The sequence below is a fragment of the Streptomyces sp. P9-2 genome, from assembly GCF_051903975.1.
GTDB classification, from domain to species: Bacteria; Actinomycetota; Actinomycetes; order Streptomycetales; family Streptomycetaceae; genus Streptomyces; species Streptomyces cellulosae.
Window position 1 is genome coordinate 3733870 of record NZ_CP192633.1, and the last position, 15548, is coordinate 3749417.

General features: G+C 72.6%; 18 protein-coding genes and 1 tRNA gene. 11 read left to right on the forward strand and 8 right to left on the reverse strand.

Annotated features, from left to right (window positions below):
* Positions 1–6: 6 nt before the first annotated feature.
* On the reverse strand, positions 7–525 hold the full coding sequence (locus ACQY0Z_RS17080) for a gluconokinase (RefSeq protein WP_254587822.1): 519 nt from the start codon (positions 523–525) through the stop codon (positions 7–9).
* A 144-nt stretch (positions 526–669) separates the two neighbouring features.
* Between ACQY0Z_RS17080 and ACQY0Z_RS17085 the strand changes: the two genes are divergently transcribed.
* Positions 670–1371 (forward strand): FadR/GntR family transcriptional regulator, encoded by a 702-nt coding sequence (locus ACQY0Z_RS17085; RefSeq protein ID WP_019522732.1) that lies wholly within the window; start codon positions 670–672, stop codon positions 1369–1371.
* Positions 1372–1390: 19 nt separating this feature from the next.
* Here ACQY0Z_RS17085 and ACQY0Z_RS17090 read toward each other — a convergent pair whose 3' ends face one another.
* Complete coding sequence (locus tag ACQY0Z_RS17090; RefSeq protein WP_189902581.1) at positions 1391–1777, reverse strand: winged helix-turn-helix transcriptional regulator; 387 nt, start codon at positions 1775–1777, stop codon at positions 1391–1393.
* Between the two features lie 105 nt (positions 1778–1882).
* Here ACQY0Z_RS17090 and ACQY0Z_RS17095 point away from each other — a divergent pair, with 105 nt between their 5' ends.
* Entirely contained in the window at positions 1883–2287 is a 405-nt protein-coding gene (locus ACQY0Z_RS17095; RefSeq protein ID WP_347225941.1) for a RidA family protein, read from the forward strand.
* A gap of 4 nt (positions 2288–2291) precedes the next feature.
* Here the strand turns inward: ACQY0Z_RS17095 and ACQY0Z_RS17100 are convergent, their stop codons facing one another.
* On the reverse strand, positions 2292–2669 hold the full coding sequence (locus tag ACQY0Z_RS17100; RefSeq protein ID WP_347225940.1) for a YchJ family protein: 378 nt from the start codon (positions 2667–2669) through the stop codon (positions 2292–2294).
* Positions 2670–2734: 65 nt separating this feature from the next.
* Positions 2735–2819 (reverse strand) — tRNA-Leu (locus ACQY0Z_RS17105).
* Between the two features lie 194 nt (positions 2820–3013).
* Between ACQY0Z_RS17105 and ACQY0Z_RS17110 the strand changes: the two genes are divergently transcribed.
* The 3 genes from ACQY0Z_RS17110 to ACQY0Z_RS17120 all read left to right on the forward strand — a co-directional run bounded on the left by ACQY0Z_RS17110 (position 3014) and on the right by ACQY0Z_RS17120 (position 5704).
* The gene (locus ACQY0Z_RS17110; protein ID WP_347225939.1) at positions 3014–4339 is read left to right on the forward strand and encodes a M20/M25/M40 family metallo-hydrolase; all 1326 of its coding nucleotides are present in this window, start codon (positions 3014–3016) and stop codon (positions 4337–4339) included.
* A 155-nt stretch (positions 4340–4494) separates the two neighbouring features.
* Positions 4495–4728 (forward strand): chaplin ChpH, encoded by a 234-nt coding sequence (chpH, locus tag ACQY0Z_RS17115; RefSeq protein WP_006135972.1) that lies wholly within the window; start codon positions 4495–4497, stop codon positions 4726–4728.
* 166 nt (positions 4729–4894) lie between these two features.
* A complete protein-coding gene (locus tag ACQY0Z_RS17120) occupies positions 4895–5704 on the forward strand; it encodes a chaplin (protein ID WP_439812490.1) in 810 nt (269 codons plus the stop codon).
* Positions 5705–5781: 77 nt separating this feature from the next.
* Here ACQY0Z_RS17120 and ACQY0Z_RS17125 read toward each other — a convergent pair whose 3' ends face one another.
* Positions 5782–5970: a DUF5703 family protein gene (locus ACQY0Z_RS17125; RefSeq protein ID WP_004933366.1), complete on the reverse strand. Its 189-nt coding sequence runs from the start codon at positions 5968–5970 to the stop codon at positions 5782–5784.
* 47 nt (positions 5971–6017) lie between these two features.
* Between ACQY0Z_RS17125 and ACQY0Z_RS17130 the strand changes: the two genes are divergently transcribed.
* Entirely contained in the window at positions 6018–6701 is a 684-nt protein-coding gene (locus ACQY0Z_RS17130; RefSeq protein ID WP_254587818.1) for a hypothetical protein, read from the forward strand.
* 95 nt (positions 6702–6796) lie between these two features.
* On the opposite strand, the gene ACQY0Z_RS17135 is transcribed toward ACQY0Z_RS17130, so the two are convergent.
* The gene (locus tag ACQY0Z_RS17135; RefSeq protein WP_439812491.1) at positions 6797–8833 is read right to left on the reverse strand and encodes a helix-hairpin-helix domain-containing protein; all 2037 of its coding nucleotides are present in this window, start codon (positions 8831–8833) and stop codon (positions 6797–6799) included.
* The gene (locus ACQY0Z_RS17140) at positions 8830–9816 is read right to left on the reverse strand and encodes an aldo/keto reductase (RefSeq protein ID WP_189902595.1); all 987 of its coding nucleotides are present in this window, start codon (positions 9814–9816) and stop codon (positions 8830–8832) included. The genes ACQY0Z_RS17135 and ACQY0Z_RS17140 overlap by 4 nt, the downstream gene beginning before the upstream one ends.
* A gap of 188 nt (positions 9817–10004) precedes the next feature.
* Here ACQY0Z_RS17140 and ACQY0Z_RS17145 point away from each other — a divergent pair, with 188 nt between their 5' ends.
* Together ACQY0Z_RS17145 and ACQY0Z_RS17150 are read left to right on the forward strand one after the other, a co-directional pair.
* Positions 10005–11060, forward strand: a complete 1056-nt coding sequence (locus ACQY0Z_RS17145; protein WP_439812492.1) for an LLM class F420-dependent oxidoreductase — start codon at positions 10005–10007, stop codon at positions 11058–11060.
* A 331-nt stretch (positions 11061–11391) separates the two neighbouring features.
* Positions 11392–12180, forward strand: coding sequence for a ferritin-like domain-containing protein (locus ACQY0Z_RS17150; RefSeq protein ID WP_439812493.1), 789 nt, complete (start codon positions 11392–11394; stop codon positions 12178–12180).
* 16 nt (positions 12181–12196) lie between these two features.
* Here the strand turns inward: ACQY0Z_RS17150 and ACQY0Z_RS17155 are convergent, their stop codons facing one another.
* On the reverse strand, positions 12197–13192 hold the full coding sequence (locus tag ACQY0Z_RS17155) for a magnesium and cobalt transport protein CorA (RefSeq protein ID WP_439812494.1): 996 nt from the start codon (positions 13190–13192) through the stop codon (positions 12197–12199).
* Positions 13193–13299: 107 nt separating this feature from the next.
* Here ACQY0Z_RS17155 and ACQY0Z_RS17160 point away from each other — a divergent pair, with 107 nt between their 5' ends.
* From ACQY0Z_RS17160 to ACQY0Z_RS17170, 3 genes are all read left to right on the forward strand, one after another.
* Positions 13300–13986 carry a histidine phosphatase family protein gene (locus tag ACQY0Z_RS17160; protein ID WP_254587813.1) on the forward strand — a complete coding sequence of 229 codons (687 nt, stop codon included), beginning with the start codon at positions 13300–13302 and terminating at the stop codon, positions 13984–13986.
* A gap of 86 nt (positions 13987–14072) precedes the next feature.
* On the forward strand, positions 14073–14663 hold the full coding sequence (locus ACQY0Z_RS17165) for a DUF3090 domain-containing protein (protein ID WP_189902604.1): 591 nt from the start codon (positions 14073–14075) through the stop codon (positions 14661–14663).
* On the forward strand, positions 14627–15460 hold the full coding sequence (locus ACQY0Z_RS17170) for an SCO1664 family protein (RefSeq protein WP_439812495.1): 834 nt from the start codon (positions 14627–14629) through the stop codon (positions 15458–15460). The genes ACQY0Z_RS17165 and ACQY0Z_RS17170 overlap by 37 nt, the downstream gene beginning before the upstream one ends.
* The last annotated feature ends 88 nt before the right edge of the window (positions 15461–15548 follow it).

Genomic DNA, 15548 nt, shown 5'->3' on the forward strand with positions numbered 1-15548 from the left:
GGGGTCTTACGGGGCCGGCTCGGAGAGCGATGTCAGGGCGGTGGCCGCCCGTCCGGTGATCTCCTCGGGGCTGCCCGTCACGCTCACGGCGACCCCGGCCTCGTCCGGCTCCAGCGGCTGGAGCGTGGCGAACTGGGAGTCGAGCAGTGCCGTGGGCATGAAGTGCCCCTGCCGGTGCGACATCCGGTCCTCGATGAGGGCGCGGTCGCCGGTGAGGTGGACGAAGATCACGCCGGGCGCGACGGCCCGCAGCCGGTCGCGGTACGACCGCTTCAGCGCCGAGCAGCTGACCACACCGCCCAGACCCGCGCGCCCCTGCGCCCAGTCGCCGATGGCGTCGAGCCACGGCCACCGGTCGTCGTCGGTGAGCGGGGTGCCCGCCGACATCTTGGCGATGTTGCTCTGCGGGTGGAAGTCGTCGCCCTCGGCGTACGGAACGCCGAGGCGGGCCGCGAGCAGGGGACCGATGGTGGTCTTGCCCGTTCCGGCGACGCCCATGACCACGACGACGTGGGGGGTGTTCATCGCTGCCTCACTGTCTGCTGTCCTCGTCGACACCTTGCCGATGATGCCGACGGCAACTGAAACTTATAAGTACGACAACTTCAAGAGGCTGTGACGAATAAATCTGACTTTTTATTCCTGTGATCCGCCCCGTACGCTGAGTGCATGAGCACCACGGGCCGGGGGCTGCACGGCCGCGTACTGGACACCCTCGGCCCCGAGATCACCGCAGGCGAGTATCCGCCCGGAAGCGTGCTGCGCACCGACGAGCTCGCCCAGCGTTTCGACGTGTCGCGCTCGGTGATGCGCGAGGTGGTCCGTGTCCTGGAGTCCATGCACCTGGTGGAGTCCCGCCGCCGCGTCGGCGTCACGGTCCTCCCGTCCCACGAGTGGAACGTCTACGACCCGCAGGTCATCCGCTGGCGCCTGGCCGGCGCCGACCGCCCCCGCCAGTTGCGCTCCCTCACCGTGCTGCGCTCCGCGATCGAACCGGTCGCCGCGAGCCTCGCCGCGCGCAACGCCACGGCCGAGCAGTGCGCCGAACTCACCGAGTGCGCCCTGGGGATGGTCGCGAACTCACGCGGCCACAAACTGGAGGGCTACCTCTTCCACGACGTGGCGTTCCACCGCGTCATCCTGACCGCCTCCGGCAACGAGATGTTCGCCCGCCTCGGCGACGTGGTCGCCGAGGTGCTGGCCGGACGCACGCACCACGACGTGATGTTCGAGGACCCCGACCCGGCCGCCGTCACCCTCCACGTCCAGCTCGCGGAGGCCGTCCGCGCCCGCGACGCCGCCCGCGCGGAGAAACTCACCCGCGAGATCACCGAGGGCGCCCTCCAGGAACTCGACATCCTGGCCCCCTGACCGGCCCGGCCGGCCGTGGTCACCGCTCGCCGAACCGCTCCCGCGCCCGCTCGACGTGGTCCAGATGCTCGTGCGTCCAGCCGCAGATGGCGTCCACGGCGATGCGCAGCGCCTTGCCCGGCTCGGTCAAGGTGTACTCGACCCGCGGCGGCACGGTGGGGTGCACCGTCCGCTCGACCAGGCCGTTGCGCTCCAGCATGCGCAGATTCTGAGTGAGCATCTTGTGGCTCACGCCCTCGACCTCGTCCCGCAGCTCGCTGAACCGCAGGGTGCCCTCGCCGAGCGCCTCGATGATCAGCAGCGCCCACTTGTTGGCGACGTCCGAGAAGATCTCCCGCGCGAGGGAGTCCGCGCGCCGCAGATCGGCGTCCTCCGGCAGTCCCGCCAGCACACGCTTGGTCACCATCGGGTTCCCCAGTTACGAAAAGGTGCGTTCTTCCAGGCCGGCGCTCACTCTCCTACAGTTCCTGGGTAACCACAAGAGAGCGATAGGAAAAGGACGAACCGACCCATGGCCTCCACCAGTGACGTCTTCACCTACGGGATCCCTGCCGAGAGCGACTTCGGCTACGCACAGGCGATCCGCTCCGGCGACCTGATCCACGTCTCGGGCCAGCTCGCCTTCGACGAGGCGGGCGGCTTCCCGCACCCCGGCGACTTCGCCGCCCAACTGAAGCGCACCCACGCGAACATGGACCGGGTCCTCGCCCACTACGGGGCCACCCGCCGCCAGATCGTCTCGCAGACCCTCTGCGTGGTGGACCTCGGGCGCCACGCCGCCGCCACCGCCGAGGCCAACCTGGCGTACTTCGACGGTCACCGCCCCGCGAGCACGGTCCTCGGCGTCACCGGACTGACCCTCCCCGGTCAGCTCGTCGAGATCGCCTTCGTCGTCGACACCCGGCTGCCCGCCTGAGCGATCAGCTCGGGAAGTCCCCGTCCACGTACACCCAGGCCCCGCCGACCCGTTCGAAGCGGCTGCGCTCGTGCAGGGAGCCGCCCTGGTAGGAGGCGCGGAAGGTCACCGTGCCGGTGGAGTGGAAGGCGGAGCCGTCCTCCGTGGCGAGGATCTCCAGTCCGGTCCACCGCATCGCCGGGTCGAGGTCCAGGCGGGCCGGCCGGGTCCGCGGGTGCCAGGTCCGCAGCAGGTACGCCCCGTCCCGCCGCACGAACGCCGCGTACCGCGACCGCATCAGCCGCTCGGCGGTGGGCGCGGAGGCCGCGCCGGAGTGGAAGCGGCCGCAGCACTCCTCGTAGGTCCCGGGGAGACCGCAGGGGCAGGGCGTGCGAGACGTCATGGGGGAGCACCTTCCGTACAACGCCCGAGGGCCGCGACCTCACGGTCGCGGCCCTCGGTTCCACGTGTCCGAGGGGGGACTTGAACCCCCACGCCCGATAAAGGGCACTAGCACCTCAAGCTAGCGCGTCTGCCATTCCGCCACCCGGACAAGGTGTCTGTCGCGCGGGTTTCCCCCCGCGGCGACGACATAAACATTACCAGGTGTTCCGGGGTGGCCGATCACCCCCGGCGCGCCGTCGCGTGAACGGCGTGTGACGGGCCGGGGCGGGTCTTGGGGCCGGGGCGCCGGGGAGGGAGGATGAGGGGGAACCCAGCGGGAACACCAGCAGCGGGAGGAAGCACGTGAGCGAGACGGACACGGCCAAGGGCGTCACCGGTGAGGACGAGGTCGTGGACCTCTGCCGCGAGCTGATCCGGATCGACACCAGCAACTACGGCGACCACTCGGGCCCCGGCGAGCGCAAGGCGGCCGAGTACGTCGCCGAGAAGCTCGCCGAGGTCGGCCTGGAGCCCCAGATCTTCGAGTCCCACCCGGGACGCGCCTCCACCGTCGCCCGGATCGAGGGCGAGGACCCGTCGCGGCCCGCCCTGCTCATCCACGGCCACACCGACGTCGTGCCCGCCAACGCGGACGACTGGACCCACCACCCCTTCTCCGGCGAGATCGCCGACGGGTGCGTGTGGGGGCGCGGGGCCGTCGACATGAAGGACATGGACGCGATGACCCTCGCGGTCGTCCGCGAGCGCATGCGCAGCGGCCGCAAGCCCCCGCGGGACGTCGTCCTCGCCTTCCTCGCCGACGAGGAGGCCGGGGGCACGTACGGCGCGAAGCACCTCGTGCACAAGCACCCCGAGCTGTTCGAGGGCGTCAGCGAGGCGATCGGCGAGGTCGGAGGCTTCTCCTTCACGGTGAACGAGAAGCTGCGCCTCTACCTCGTCGAGACCGCCGAGAAGGGCATGCACTGGATGCGGCTCACCGTCGACGGCACCGCGGGCCACGGCTCGATGACCAACGACGACAACGCCATCACCGAGCTGTGCGAGGCCGTCGCCCGCCTCGGCCGCCACAAGTGGCCGGTCAGGGTCACCAAGACCGTCCGCGCCTTCCTGGACGAGCTCTCCGACGCGCTCGGCACCGAGCTCGACCCGGAGAACATGGACGAGACCCTCGCCAAGCTCGGCGGCATCGCCCGCATGATCGGCACCACCCTGCGCAACTCGGCCGCCCCCACCCAGCTCGGCGCCGGCTACAAGGTCAACGTCATCCCCGGCCAGGCCACCGCGCACGTCGACGGCCGCTTCCTGCCCGGCTACGAGGAGGAGTTCCTCGCCGACCTCGACCGCATCCTCGGCCCGCGCGTGCGGCGCGAGGACGTGCACTCCGACAAGGCGCTGGAGACCGACTTCGACGGCCGGCTCGTCGACGCCATGCAGACCGCGCTCAGCGCCGAGGACCCGATCGCGCGCGCCGTGCCCTACATGCTCTCCGGCGGCACCGACGCCAAGTCCTTCGACGACCTCGGCATCCGCTGCTTCGGCTTCGCTCCGCTGAAGCTGCCGCCGGAGCTGGACTTCGCGGGCATGTTCCACGGCGTCGACGAGCGGGTGCCGGTGGACGGCCTCAAGTTCGGCGTCCGCGTGCTCGACCGGTTCCTGGACGCCTCCTGAGGGCCGGTTCCCGGAGATCCCCAAGAATCGGGCAGGTGTACGGACTTGACCGGGAAGAGTGAATGCGACCATAAGCTCGTAGCCTCATTACTTCCTCCTCGTTACCTGTGATGTGATCCGCGACTTTGGATCACATTGCCAACTAGGAGGAACACATGCTGAAGAAGGTCGTCGCCGTCGCGGCCGCCACGGGTGGTCTGGTTCTCGCGGGCGCGGGCATGGCCGCCGCCGACTCGGGTGCCCAGGGTGCCGCCGTGCACAGCCCGGGCGTCCTGTCCGGCAACGTCGTGCAGGTGCCGGTTCACGTTCCCGTGAACGTCTGCGGCAACACGATCTCCGTGATCGGGCTGCTGAACCCCGCCTTCGGCAACACCTGCGTCAACGCGTGACGTTCGTGTCTCGCCCTCTGGGCAACGCCCGCTGAGGGTTCGAGCCCGTCGGCCCCGGAGCGCGCGCCATGCGCTCCGGGGCCGACCGGTTCCTCATTCGTCGAGAATTCCGGGACGCGGCACGTTCCGTCTCCCGGCAGCAGGTCCGAGGACAGGGAATTCAGCAATGCGACAGGTCACCCGCAAGGGCTTGATGACCATGGCCGCCGCCACCGGTGTGCTCGCCGCCGCGGGCGGGGCCGCCCATGCCGACTCCGGCGCGACGGGCGCTGCCCAGGGCTCGCCGGGCGTGCTCTCCGGCAACGTGGTGCAGGCGCCGGTGCACGTGCCGGTGAACGTCTGCGGCAACACGGTCAACGTCGTCGGGGTCCTCAACCCGGCGGTCGGCAACGTCTGCGCCAACAAGGGCGGCTCCGGCCACCACGGCGGCTCGCACGCCCACGGCAAGGCGACCGGCTCGCCCGGCGTGGCCTCCGGCAACGTGGTGGAGGCGCCGGTGCACGTACCGGTGAACGTCTGCGGCAACAGCGTGGACGTCATCGGCATCGGCAACGGGGCGGCCGACAACGACTGCGCCAACACGGGACACGACGGGGGTCACCCGGGCGAGCCCGGTGAGCCGGGGAACCCGGGGGAGCCGGGAGAGCCCGGTGAGCCGGGGAACCCGGGGGAGCCCGGAGAGCCCGGCAACCCTGGTGAGCCCGGTAACCCTGGTGAGCCCGGTAACCCTGGTGAGCCCGGTAACCCTGGTGAGCCCGGCAACCCGGGTGAGCCCGGCAACCCGGGTGAGCCCGGCGAGCCCGGTACGCCCGGCACTCCGGACACCCCCTCCACCGGCAACCAGCCGGGCCCGCAGGGCGACGCTCAGCTCGCCGAGACCGGCAGTGAGCTGCCGCTCGGCCTGGTGCTGCCGGCCGGCGCGGGCGCGCTGCTCGCCGGCGGCATCCTGTACCGCAGGGCGCGCGCCGCGGCGTGATCTCGGACACACGGAGCGGACCCCGCGACCGACGCGGGGTCCGCTCCGCCTGGTGACTCCGGTCGGGCGCGCTCAGCTCACCAGGTGGCGCGCACCTGGCGGATGATCCGCCGCCGCAGCCGCACCCTGCGGCTGCCGTCACGCATCAGCGTCAGGCGGTACAACTCCCAGTGACCGTACTCGGCATGGTCCGTCAGCAGACGCGCCGTCTCCTTGCGGGAGACCCCGCGCGGCACGTACACGTCGACAAATTCGTATTCCGGCATCGCATCTATTGTGCGGGCCGGGCCCCGGTACGGATAGCGTCTGCACTATGTCTGATGCTGCGCAGCCCACCGCTGCCGAGGTACGCGCCGCCGCCGAGGCGGTGAAGACCGCGCTCGACCGCCACCTGGCCGCGGTCGAGAGCCGGTCGGGTGACGACGACCCGGCCGTCTACGAGGCCTTCAACCAGCTGGCCGCGGCCGCGGAGACGTACGACGAACTGCTCTACGACCGCTACGACGAGGTCACGCCCTTCGAGATCCCCAGTGCCGAGGAGGCCCTGCCCCCGTACGGCGGCCCCGAGGAACCGAACGCCCTGAGCGTGCTGATCCGCCGCGACTACGCCGTCGTCGAGCCGCAGCGGCTGCTGGCGCACGCCCAGCGGATCGAGGAGGCGGACGACGAGAGTTCGGAGGCCTCCAGCACGGTCCACGGCGCGCTGGGCCTGCTGTTCGGGGAGTACGAACCGGACGAGATCGCCTCCCGGCACAAGGAGTTCGGCCTGGAGGAGGGCGACTCCACGCTCTGGGTCACGGCATCGGACGAGATCCCGGACCCCGGCGAGTGGCTTGAGGCCCCCTTCGAGCAGGTGGACCCGGAGACGGTGGTGTGCCGCTTCGACGTCAGCGCGGTCTTCGACGACGACGAGGACGAGGAGGAGGACGACGACCTGGAAACGGCGTTGTCCCCCGAGGCGGACGAAGACCTGGAACCACTGGACGCGGACCGCTGAGATGACACGTCGGCGGCGACACCCCCCGGGGTGCCGCCGCCGACGTGTGTACGGCACCGGGTGGCTCCCGGACGGAGCCAGGCGCGCCTCGAGAGCTACTCCGCCGCCCCCGGCAACTGGGGTGCCAGGAGGACAGGCAATCGGGTCGTGCGCGGCTTTGCCGGGACTTCCGCGACCGCCCGCTGCAGCGCCTGGTCCACCCCGTGGACCACCGACAGGTGGCGGTCGGCTCGGCTGAAGGCCGTGTAGATCCAGGGGCGGCTGAGGGCGGGGACCGCGTCGCCGGGGAGGACCACCACCGCCGCGGGCCAGCGGGCGCCCACCGCCTGGTGCGCGGTCAGCGCCCAGCCGTGGCGGACCGTCTGCTCCACGCGGTCGCGCGGCACCACGACCTCCTCGCCCCCGCAGTCCAGGCGCAGACCCTCGCCGTCGGCTCCGGCCACACGGCCCGGCAGGCTGCGGCCGGGAGCGGGAGAGTAGGCGACCCGGTCGCCGGGGTCGAAGCCTGCGAAGCGGCCGGGGCCCGGGTTCAGCCGTTCCTTCAGCGCCGCGTTCAGCACGCGCGTGCCGACCGCGCCCCCGTGGCCCGGGCTGATCACCTGCGTCTCCTCGGCGGGCACGCCGATGGCGCGCGGCACGGAGTCCGCGACCAGTTGGACGGTCCGGTGCACCGCCTCGCCCGCGTCCCGCACGGGCACGATGACGACCTCCTTCTCGGGGGCCTCCACCTGGAGCAGCTCGCCCACGCCGACGCCCGAGACCAGCTCACCCAGCGGCCCCGGATCCGGGCGCCGGGAGGCGGCCTGCGGGCAGGCCCGCACCGCCAGCAGGTCCGCGAACACCCGTCCGGGGCCCACCGACCACAGCACCGCCGGGTCGCCGGACAGCACCAGCCGCGCCCCGTCCGGCAACGACTCCGTGAGCAGCGCGCCGGTCTCCACGTCGAGCTGCGGCGCGTCCAGCACCACCAGCAGATCCACGGCCAGCGCGCCCTCCGGGTCCCGCCCGGGCCCCTCCGCGCCGGACAGCAGCCCCGCGACCGTGGCGACCCCCGGGCCGTCGACGCGGGAGGCGAACCGCTCCCGCCCGACCGGGCTGTGCGTGGCCGCCCAGGCGCGCAGTCCCATGCCGTGCGCCGCGTCCAGCAGCGCCGCGGGCTCGGCCAGCGCGGCCTCCCCACCGGTGTGCAGCACCAGCCCGTGCCCCGAGGCCGCGCGGATCAGGTCGGCCGCGGAACCCTCCGCCGCGGCGGCCGCCCGCTCCCAGTCCTCGGCCGCCCCGTCCTGCTTGGGCGCCGAGTTGATCAGCCGGGCCAGTCCGTCGGCGAGACTCTCCTCGGCGAGGGCGCAGCGCTCCAGACCGACCAGCACCCGGACGGGCTGCTCCTCGTCCTCCCCGGCCGGCTCGCCGATCGCGTCCTGGAACACGAGGACGTCCCCCTCGGCGATGGCGTTCCGCACCGCGTCCTCCGGCTCCGGCACGCCCTGGCGGCCCAGCGCCTCGGTGAGCGCGGACATCTCCAGCACCGTGTGCCCGGCGGGCGCGGCCTGCTCCAGCAGCCAGACGGTCAGCGCGCGGCCCCGCCGCTCGTCGCCGGGCCCGGCCTCACCGGCGAGCAGCGCGCGGGCGAACCCGTCCGCCTGCTCGGGCCGGACGCCCGGCACCCGCAGCAGCTGCCAGGGGTCCTCCCGCAGCAGCTCGGCGGCGCCCTCACCCAGCGCCGCGGCGGCCGGCCCGGCGAGCGAGGCGGGCGCACCGCCCCGCGTCAGCACCTCCCGCACCCCGTCCACGGTGCCCTCGGCGGGCGCGGCCGGACCCTCGGCGACCACCGGGGCCCGCCGCACCGGCTCGGGCGCGGGCCGCCGCGGCGCGGGCCGCTCCTCGAACACCGTGGCCGGCGGCTTCTCGCCGCTCTCCACGGCCCGTACGGCGGCGAGCAGTTCGGCAGCCGTGCCGCTGAGTTTGGTCCCGGCCTCGATCGGGCCCTGCCGCTCCGCCTTGCGCCGCTCGATCCGCTCCCGCTCCAGACGCTGCGCGGCCAGCTCCGCCTCGGCCTCGGACACCTGCGCGCCCTCGGCGGGCGTGCCGTCGTCCGCGCTCCTCGGCTCCTCAGGGGTCTCCGGCGTGCTCACAGCGTGCTCCAGTCGTGATCGGGATAGCGGTGCACCGGAGCCGACACGTCGTCGAGCGCCCGGCAGATCTCGTCAGGAAGACTAAGCGCCTCCACTGACAACGCCGCCGTGAGCTGCTGCGCCGTGCGCGCCCCCACGATCGGCGCGGTCACCCCCGGCCGGTCGCGCACCCACGCGAGCGCCACCTGCAGCGCGGTCACCGCGAGCCCGTCCGCCGCCGTCGTCACCGCGTCCACGATCCGGCTCGCCGTGTCGTCCAGGTACGGCGCGACGAACGGCGCGAGATGCTCCGAGGCGCCGCGCGAGTCGGCCGGGGTGGCGTCACCGCGGTACTTGCCGGTGAGCACGCCCCGTCCGAGCGGGGAGGACGGCAGCATGCCGATGCCGAGGTCGACCGCGGCCGGCAGCACCTCCCGCTCCACCCCGCGCTGCAGCAGTGAGTACTCCATCTGGGTGCTCGCCAGACGTGTCCGCGCGCCCGGCGCGGCGAGCTGCCAGGTCGCGGCCTTGGCGAGCTGCCAGCCGCAGAAGTTGGACACGCCCGCGTACCGCACGCGGCCGCTGGCGACGGCGATGTCCAGCGCCTGGAGCGTCTCCTCCAGCGGGGTGGCCGGATCGTAGGAGTGGACGTGCCACACGTCGACGTAGTCCGTGCCGAGGCGGGCCAGCGAGGCGTCCAGCGCGGACAGCAGATGGCCGCGCGAGCAGTCGAACCGGCGGTCCGGGTCGGGCACGCTGCCGGCCTTCGTGGAGATGACCAGGTCCCGGCGCGGCACCAGACCGTCCATCAGCCGCCCCAGCAGGTACTCGGCGTCCCCGTCGCCGTACACGTCCGCCGTGTCGACCAGCGTCCCGCCCGCGTCCCAGAACGTCTTCAAGAGCTCTGCCGCGTCGTGCTCGTCGGTGTCACGGCCCCAGGTGAGGGTCCCGAGCCCGATCCGGGACACACGCAGGCCGGTACGGCCGAGATGCCTCTGCTCCATGAACGCCGAGATTACTGGCCAGAGCTGTGCGTGTGGGGGCCTGTGGACAACCGTTTTCCGGGCGTCCCGCGACCGCCCGCGGGCATGGCGGGACCCGCACCGCCGCGTCTCCCGCTCCCCTTGCCCGCGGGCGCGGGAGGTATAGGGTCTGCGCAAGTCACGTTACTGATCGGTAAGGGGAGAGGGCCATGCAGCTAGGGATCAACCTCGGCTACTGGGGCGCCGGAATGGACGCGGACAACCTCGCCGTGGCCCAGGAGGCGGACCGCCTCGGCTACGCGGTCTGCTGGGCCGCCGAGGCCTACGGCTCCGACGCCGCCACCGTCCTCGCCTTCGTCGCCGCCCGCACCGAGCGCATCGACGTCGGCTCGGCCATCTTCCAGATCCCCGCCCGCCAGCCGGCCATGACGGCGATGACCGCGGCCACCCTCGACTCGCTGTCCGAGGGCCGCTTCCGCCTCGGCCTCGGCGTCTCCGGCCCCCAGGTCTCCGAGGGCTGGTACGGCGTCAAGTTCGACAAGCCGCTGGCCCGCACCCGCGAGTACGTCGAGATCATCCGCAAGGCGATGACCCGCGAGCGCCTCTCCTTCGAGGGTGAGCACTGGACGCTGCCCCTCCCCGGCGGCCCGGGCAAGCCCCTCAAGCTGACCGTGCACCCGCAGCGCGAGCACATCCCGCTCTACATCGCCGCGATCGGCCCGAAGAACCTCGAGCAGACCGGTGAGATCGCCGACGGCGCCCTGCTGATCTTCCCGTCCGCCGACCACCTCGAGGACACCGCCGTCAAGCACATCCGCGCGGGCCGCGAGAAGGCGGGCAAGACCCTCAAGGGCTTCGACATCTGCCCGACCGTCCCGCTCGCCGTGGGCGACGACAAGGACGTGGCCACCCTCGCCGACACCTTCCGCCCTTACACGGCGCTGTACGTCGGCGGCATGGGCAGCCGCAAGCAGAACTTCTACAACCAGCTCGCCCAGCGGATGGGGTACGAGCGGGAGGCCGCCGAGATCCAGGACAAGTACCTGTCCGGCGACAAGCAGGGCGCGGCCGCCGCGATCCCGCACGACCTGATCGACCGCACCACCCTGCTCGGCTCGGTCGACCGGATCGCCGACCGGATGAAGGCCTACGCGGCCGCCGGGGTCACCACCCTCACCCTCGCCCCGGCCGGCTTCACCCTCGACGAGCGGCTGGCCTCGCTGCGCGCCGGCGTCGAGGCCCTGGAGCGCGCGGGCCTGGCCTGACCCGTCCGGCCGCCGCCGCGTCCCCCGCGGCGGCGGCCGAGTCCTGCGGCCGTGGTGGGGGCTCGGGGGTCGACCCCGCCACGGCCGTCACCCACAACAACGCCCGCGACCCGAGAGGGTTACGCACCCCGTTCCACACCCCGTTCCGCGCCCCGGCGCGCCCTCACGCGCGCGTCCCGCTTCCCCCGCCCAGCGCCCCGCACGTACGCCAATTGGCGGAGTTGTCCGCCTCACCTGTTGCCGCGCCCCCGGAGCCGCATTTGACTCCTTCTTTGCGACAACTGTGGACATGCGGACCGCGGACTGCGGACGCCGCGGAGAGGTGGGCCCCATGCTGTCGGCGAAGAGCCTGTTCCAGGAGATCCTCGACAACGACGAGTCCTTCGCGCTGTTCTGCTCGATCGCGGCCAGCGGGGAGTCCCAGGGCGGCTGGGAGAACGCCCGCATCGCGGCGCTCGTGCCCGAGTCGCAGCGCGATCTCGCCCCCAAGATCACCCGGCACGGCGCCGACGAGGACAAGCACGGCCGGATCTTCAACGCCCTGCTGAAGAAGCGCGGTCTGGAGCCCGTCCCGGTGCCTCCGGAGACCGACTACACGATGCTCCTGGAGCGGGGCGGCATCGGCCTGGCCCACGACAAGCTCAAGCGCGACGAGCCGCTCACCGTCCAGGACATCGTCACCTACCTCGCCCACAGCAGGGTCACCGAGCAGCGCGCCTCCGAACAGATGGAGCTGCTGCGCAAGCACTTCGCCGGCCACCCCGACGTCGGCCGCGCGGTGAAGATGATCTCCAACGACGAGGACAACCACCTCGCCTACTGTCACGAGGAACTGCTGCGCTTCGCCTACGCCGGACACGGCCGTGCCATCCAGCGCACCCTGCGCGAGTGCGCGCTCGCCGAGATCCGCGTCTACCGCGACGTCAGCCTCGCCGTGATGGCCCACATGGGGCGCATCCTGGGCTGGCCGAAGCCCAAGGCGGCGCTGCTGGCGGCCGGCATCCACGGCGTGTACCTGTACGAGCGCCTCGGCGGCTGGCGCCGGATGGTCTCGCTGCGGATGCCCGAGCGGCGCAACGCGCTGAGCGGCCCCGCGACCCCGGAGCCGGAAGCGGCCTGACCGCGCCCGACGACCGTCACAGCCACCCCCGGCGCTTGAAGGTGCGGAACAGCACCACCTCCAGCGCGGCCATCAGCGCGATCACCACCGGGTACGACCACGTCCAGTGCAGTTCGGGCATGTGCTCGAAGTTCATGCCGTAAATCCCCGCGATCATCGTGGGGACCACGGCCATCGCCGCCCACGCGGAGATCTTGCGCATGTCGTCGTTCTGCTGGACGCCGACCTGCGCCAGATGCGCCGACAGCACGTCCGACACCAGCCGGTCCAGGCCCTCCACCGACTCGTTGACGCGCGTGAGGTGGTCGTGGACGTCACGGAAGTACGGCCGCGCCCCCTCCTCCACGAACGGCACCCGCGACCCCGACGCGCCGGTCCCCGCCAGCCGGGCCAAGGGCGCCGTCAGCGGCACCGTCGCCCGGCGGAACTCCAGGATCTGCCGCTTGAAGTCGTAGATCCGGGACGCCGTCCGCCCCGAGCCGCCCGCGTCGGGGGTGAAGACCTCCGTCTCCAGCTCCTCCAGGTCGGTCTGCAGTTCGGTCGCCACGTCCAGGTAGTGGTCGACCACGGCGTCGGCGGCCGCGTACAGCACCGCCGTCGCCCCCTCCTTCTGCAGCAGCGGCTCCCGCTCCAGCCGGTCCCGCACCGCGTCCAGCGGGGCGCCGCGGCCGTGCCGTACGCTCACCGCGAACGCGTCGCCGAGGAAGATCATGATCTCGCCGGACGACACGGTGTCGCTGTCCGGCTCGTACACCACCGGCTTGAGGACCGCGAAGAGCGAGTCGTCGTACACCTCCAGCTTGGGCCGCTGATGCGCCTTGAGGGCGTCCTCCACCGCCAGCGGATGCAGTCCGAACTCCCGTGCGACCAGGTCGAACTCCTCCGCCGTCGGCTCGTGCAGCCCGATCCAGACGAAACCTCCCGCCGACCGTGCCCGCTCCAGCGCGCCGGCGAAGTCCTGGGACCCCTCCGACCTGTGCCCCTCCTGGTAGACGCCACAGTCGACGATCACGAAGCGTGCCCTCCCGTCCTGACAACCGGTCTGCCGTCGCGTTCCCGTCCCGCCGTCGTCCACACGCCCCGGTCCCCGCGCACGGCCGTACGCCTACGCTGGGCGGCATGCCCACGTTGCTCCTGGTCCGGCACGGACGATCCACCGCCAACACCGAGGGACTGCTCGCCGGCTGGACGCCCGGCGTGCACCTCGACGACCGCGGGACCGCACAGGCCGCCGGCCTGCCCGGACGGCTCGCCCCGCTGCCGCTGGCCGAGGTCGTCACCAGCCCGCTCGACCGCTGCAGGGAGACCGTCGCCCCGCTGCTCCAGGCCCGCCCCGGCCTGACCCACCACACCGACGACCGCATCGGCGAGTGCCACTACGGCGACTGGACCGGACGCAAGCTCGCCGAGCTCAAGGACGAGCCCCTCATGGAGGTCGTTCAGGCGCACCCGTCCGCCGCGGCCTTCCCCGGCGGGGAGTCCATGCGCGCCATGCAGACGCGCGCCGCCGAGGCGGTGCGCGAGTGGAACGCGCGCGTGGAGCGCGACCACGGACCCGACGCCGTGTACCTGATGTGCTCGCACGGCGACATCATCAAGTCCCTGGTGGCGGACGCCCTCGGACTTCATCTCGACCTCTTCCAGCGGATCTCCGTCGAACCGTGCTCCGTCACCGCGATCCGGTACACCCGGCTGCGCCCCTTTCTCCTCAGGCTCGGCGACACCGGCGACTTCGCGTCCCTGGCGCCGCGCGAGGAGCCGCCCGCCGGCGACGCCACCGTGGGGGGCGACGCGGGCGCACCGTGATCGTTCCCCGCAGTAGGGTGAAGCGACCGCAGAGTTGCGTTCGATCCGCCCATCGCCCGATCCCCGACTTCCCATGGAGACAGGACGTGTCCCGTCAGGTGTTCCTCTACGACCAACCGGAACGTTTCGTGGCCGGCACGGTCGGACTGCCAGGGCGCCGTACGTTCTTCCTCCAGGCCTCCGCCGGCTCCCGGGTGACCAGCGTGGCCCTGGAGAAGACCCAGGTCGCGGCGCTCGCCGAACGGATGGACGAACTGCTCGACGAGGTGGTGCGCCGCAGCGGCGGCAGCGCGGCGGTGCCCGCGATGGCGCCGGCCGAGATCACCGACACGGCGCCGCTGGACACCCCTGTGGAGGAGGAGTTCCGCGTCGGCACCATGGCGCTCGCCTGGGACGGCGAGGAGCAGCGCATGATCGTGGAGGCGCAGGCCCTCGTCGAGCTGGACGCCGAGTCCGACGAGGACCTCGCCGAGGCGGAGGAGCGGCTCCTCCAGGACGAGGAGAACGGCCCCCCGATGCTGCGCGTCCGGCTCACCGGGGCGCAGGCGCGGGCCTTCGCCAAGCGCGCCCTCGACGTCGTCAACGCGGGGCGGCCGCCGTGCCCGCTGTGCAGCCTCCCGCTCGACCCGGAAGGACACGTATGTCCGCGCCAGAACGGATACCGCCGCGGAGCGTGACCCCCACCGACCCGGCCGCGGCCGAACTGCTCGCCCGCGGCGAGCTGACCGTGCGCGGACGCATCCGTGAGGCGTCGAACGCCGCCCTGTACTGCATCGTCGCCCACGAGGACCGCGAGGCCGCCTGTGTCTACAAGCCCGTCGCGGGGGAGCGGCCCCTGTGGGACTTCCCCGACGGCACCCTGGCCGGCCGCGAGGCCGCCGCGTACGAGGTGTCCCGCGCGACCGGCTGGGACCTGGTCCCGCCCACCGTGCTGCGCGACGGCCCGTACGGCGAGGGCATGGTCCAGCTGTGGATCGAGACCGCGCCCGGCGCCGAACTGCTCGCCCTGGTGGACGGCGAGGAGCCGGAGCCGGGCTGGAAGGCGATCGGCTTCGCCGAGGTCGGCGAGGGCCGCACCGCGCTGCTGGTGCACGCCGACGACGACCGGCTGCGCCGCCTCTCCGTGCTCGACGCGGTCATCAACAACGCCGACCGCAAGGGCGGCCACCTGCTGCCCACGGCCGAGGGCCGGCTCTACGGCATCGACCACGGGGTCACCTTCAACGCCGAGAACAAGCTGCGCACACTGCTGTGGGGCTGGGCGGGGGAGCCGCTGCCCGAGGAGGCCCTGGACGTCCTCAAGGGCCTCAGGGACGCCCTCACGCCCGACGGGCCCCTCACCGCGGCCCTGACCCCGCTGATCACCCCCGCGGAGATCGACGCCACCCGTTCCCGCGTGAACTCCCTGCTCGTCTCCGGCACCCATCCGGAACCGGGCGGCGACTGGCCCGCCATCCCCTGGCCCCCGGTCTGACGTGACGGAGGCCGGTGAGGCACACGGCGCGGCGACCCGCAAGAACGCCTTCCCGGCCGTCCGGCCCGTTCCGGTTCGTATCCGGAAC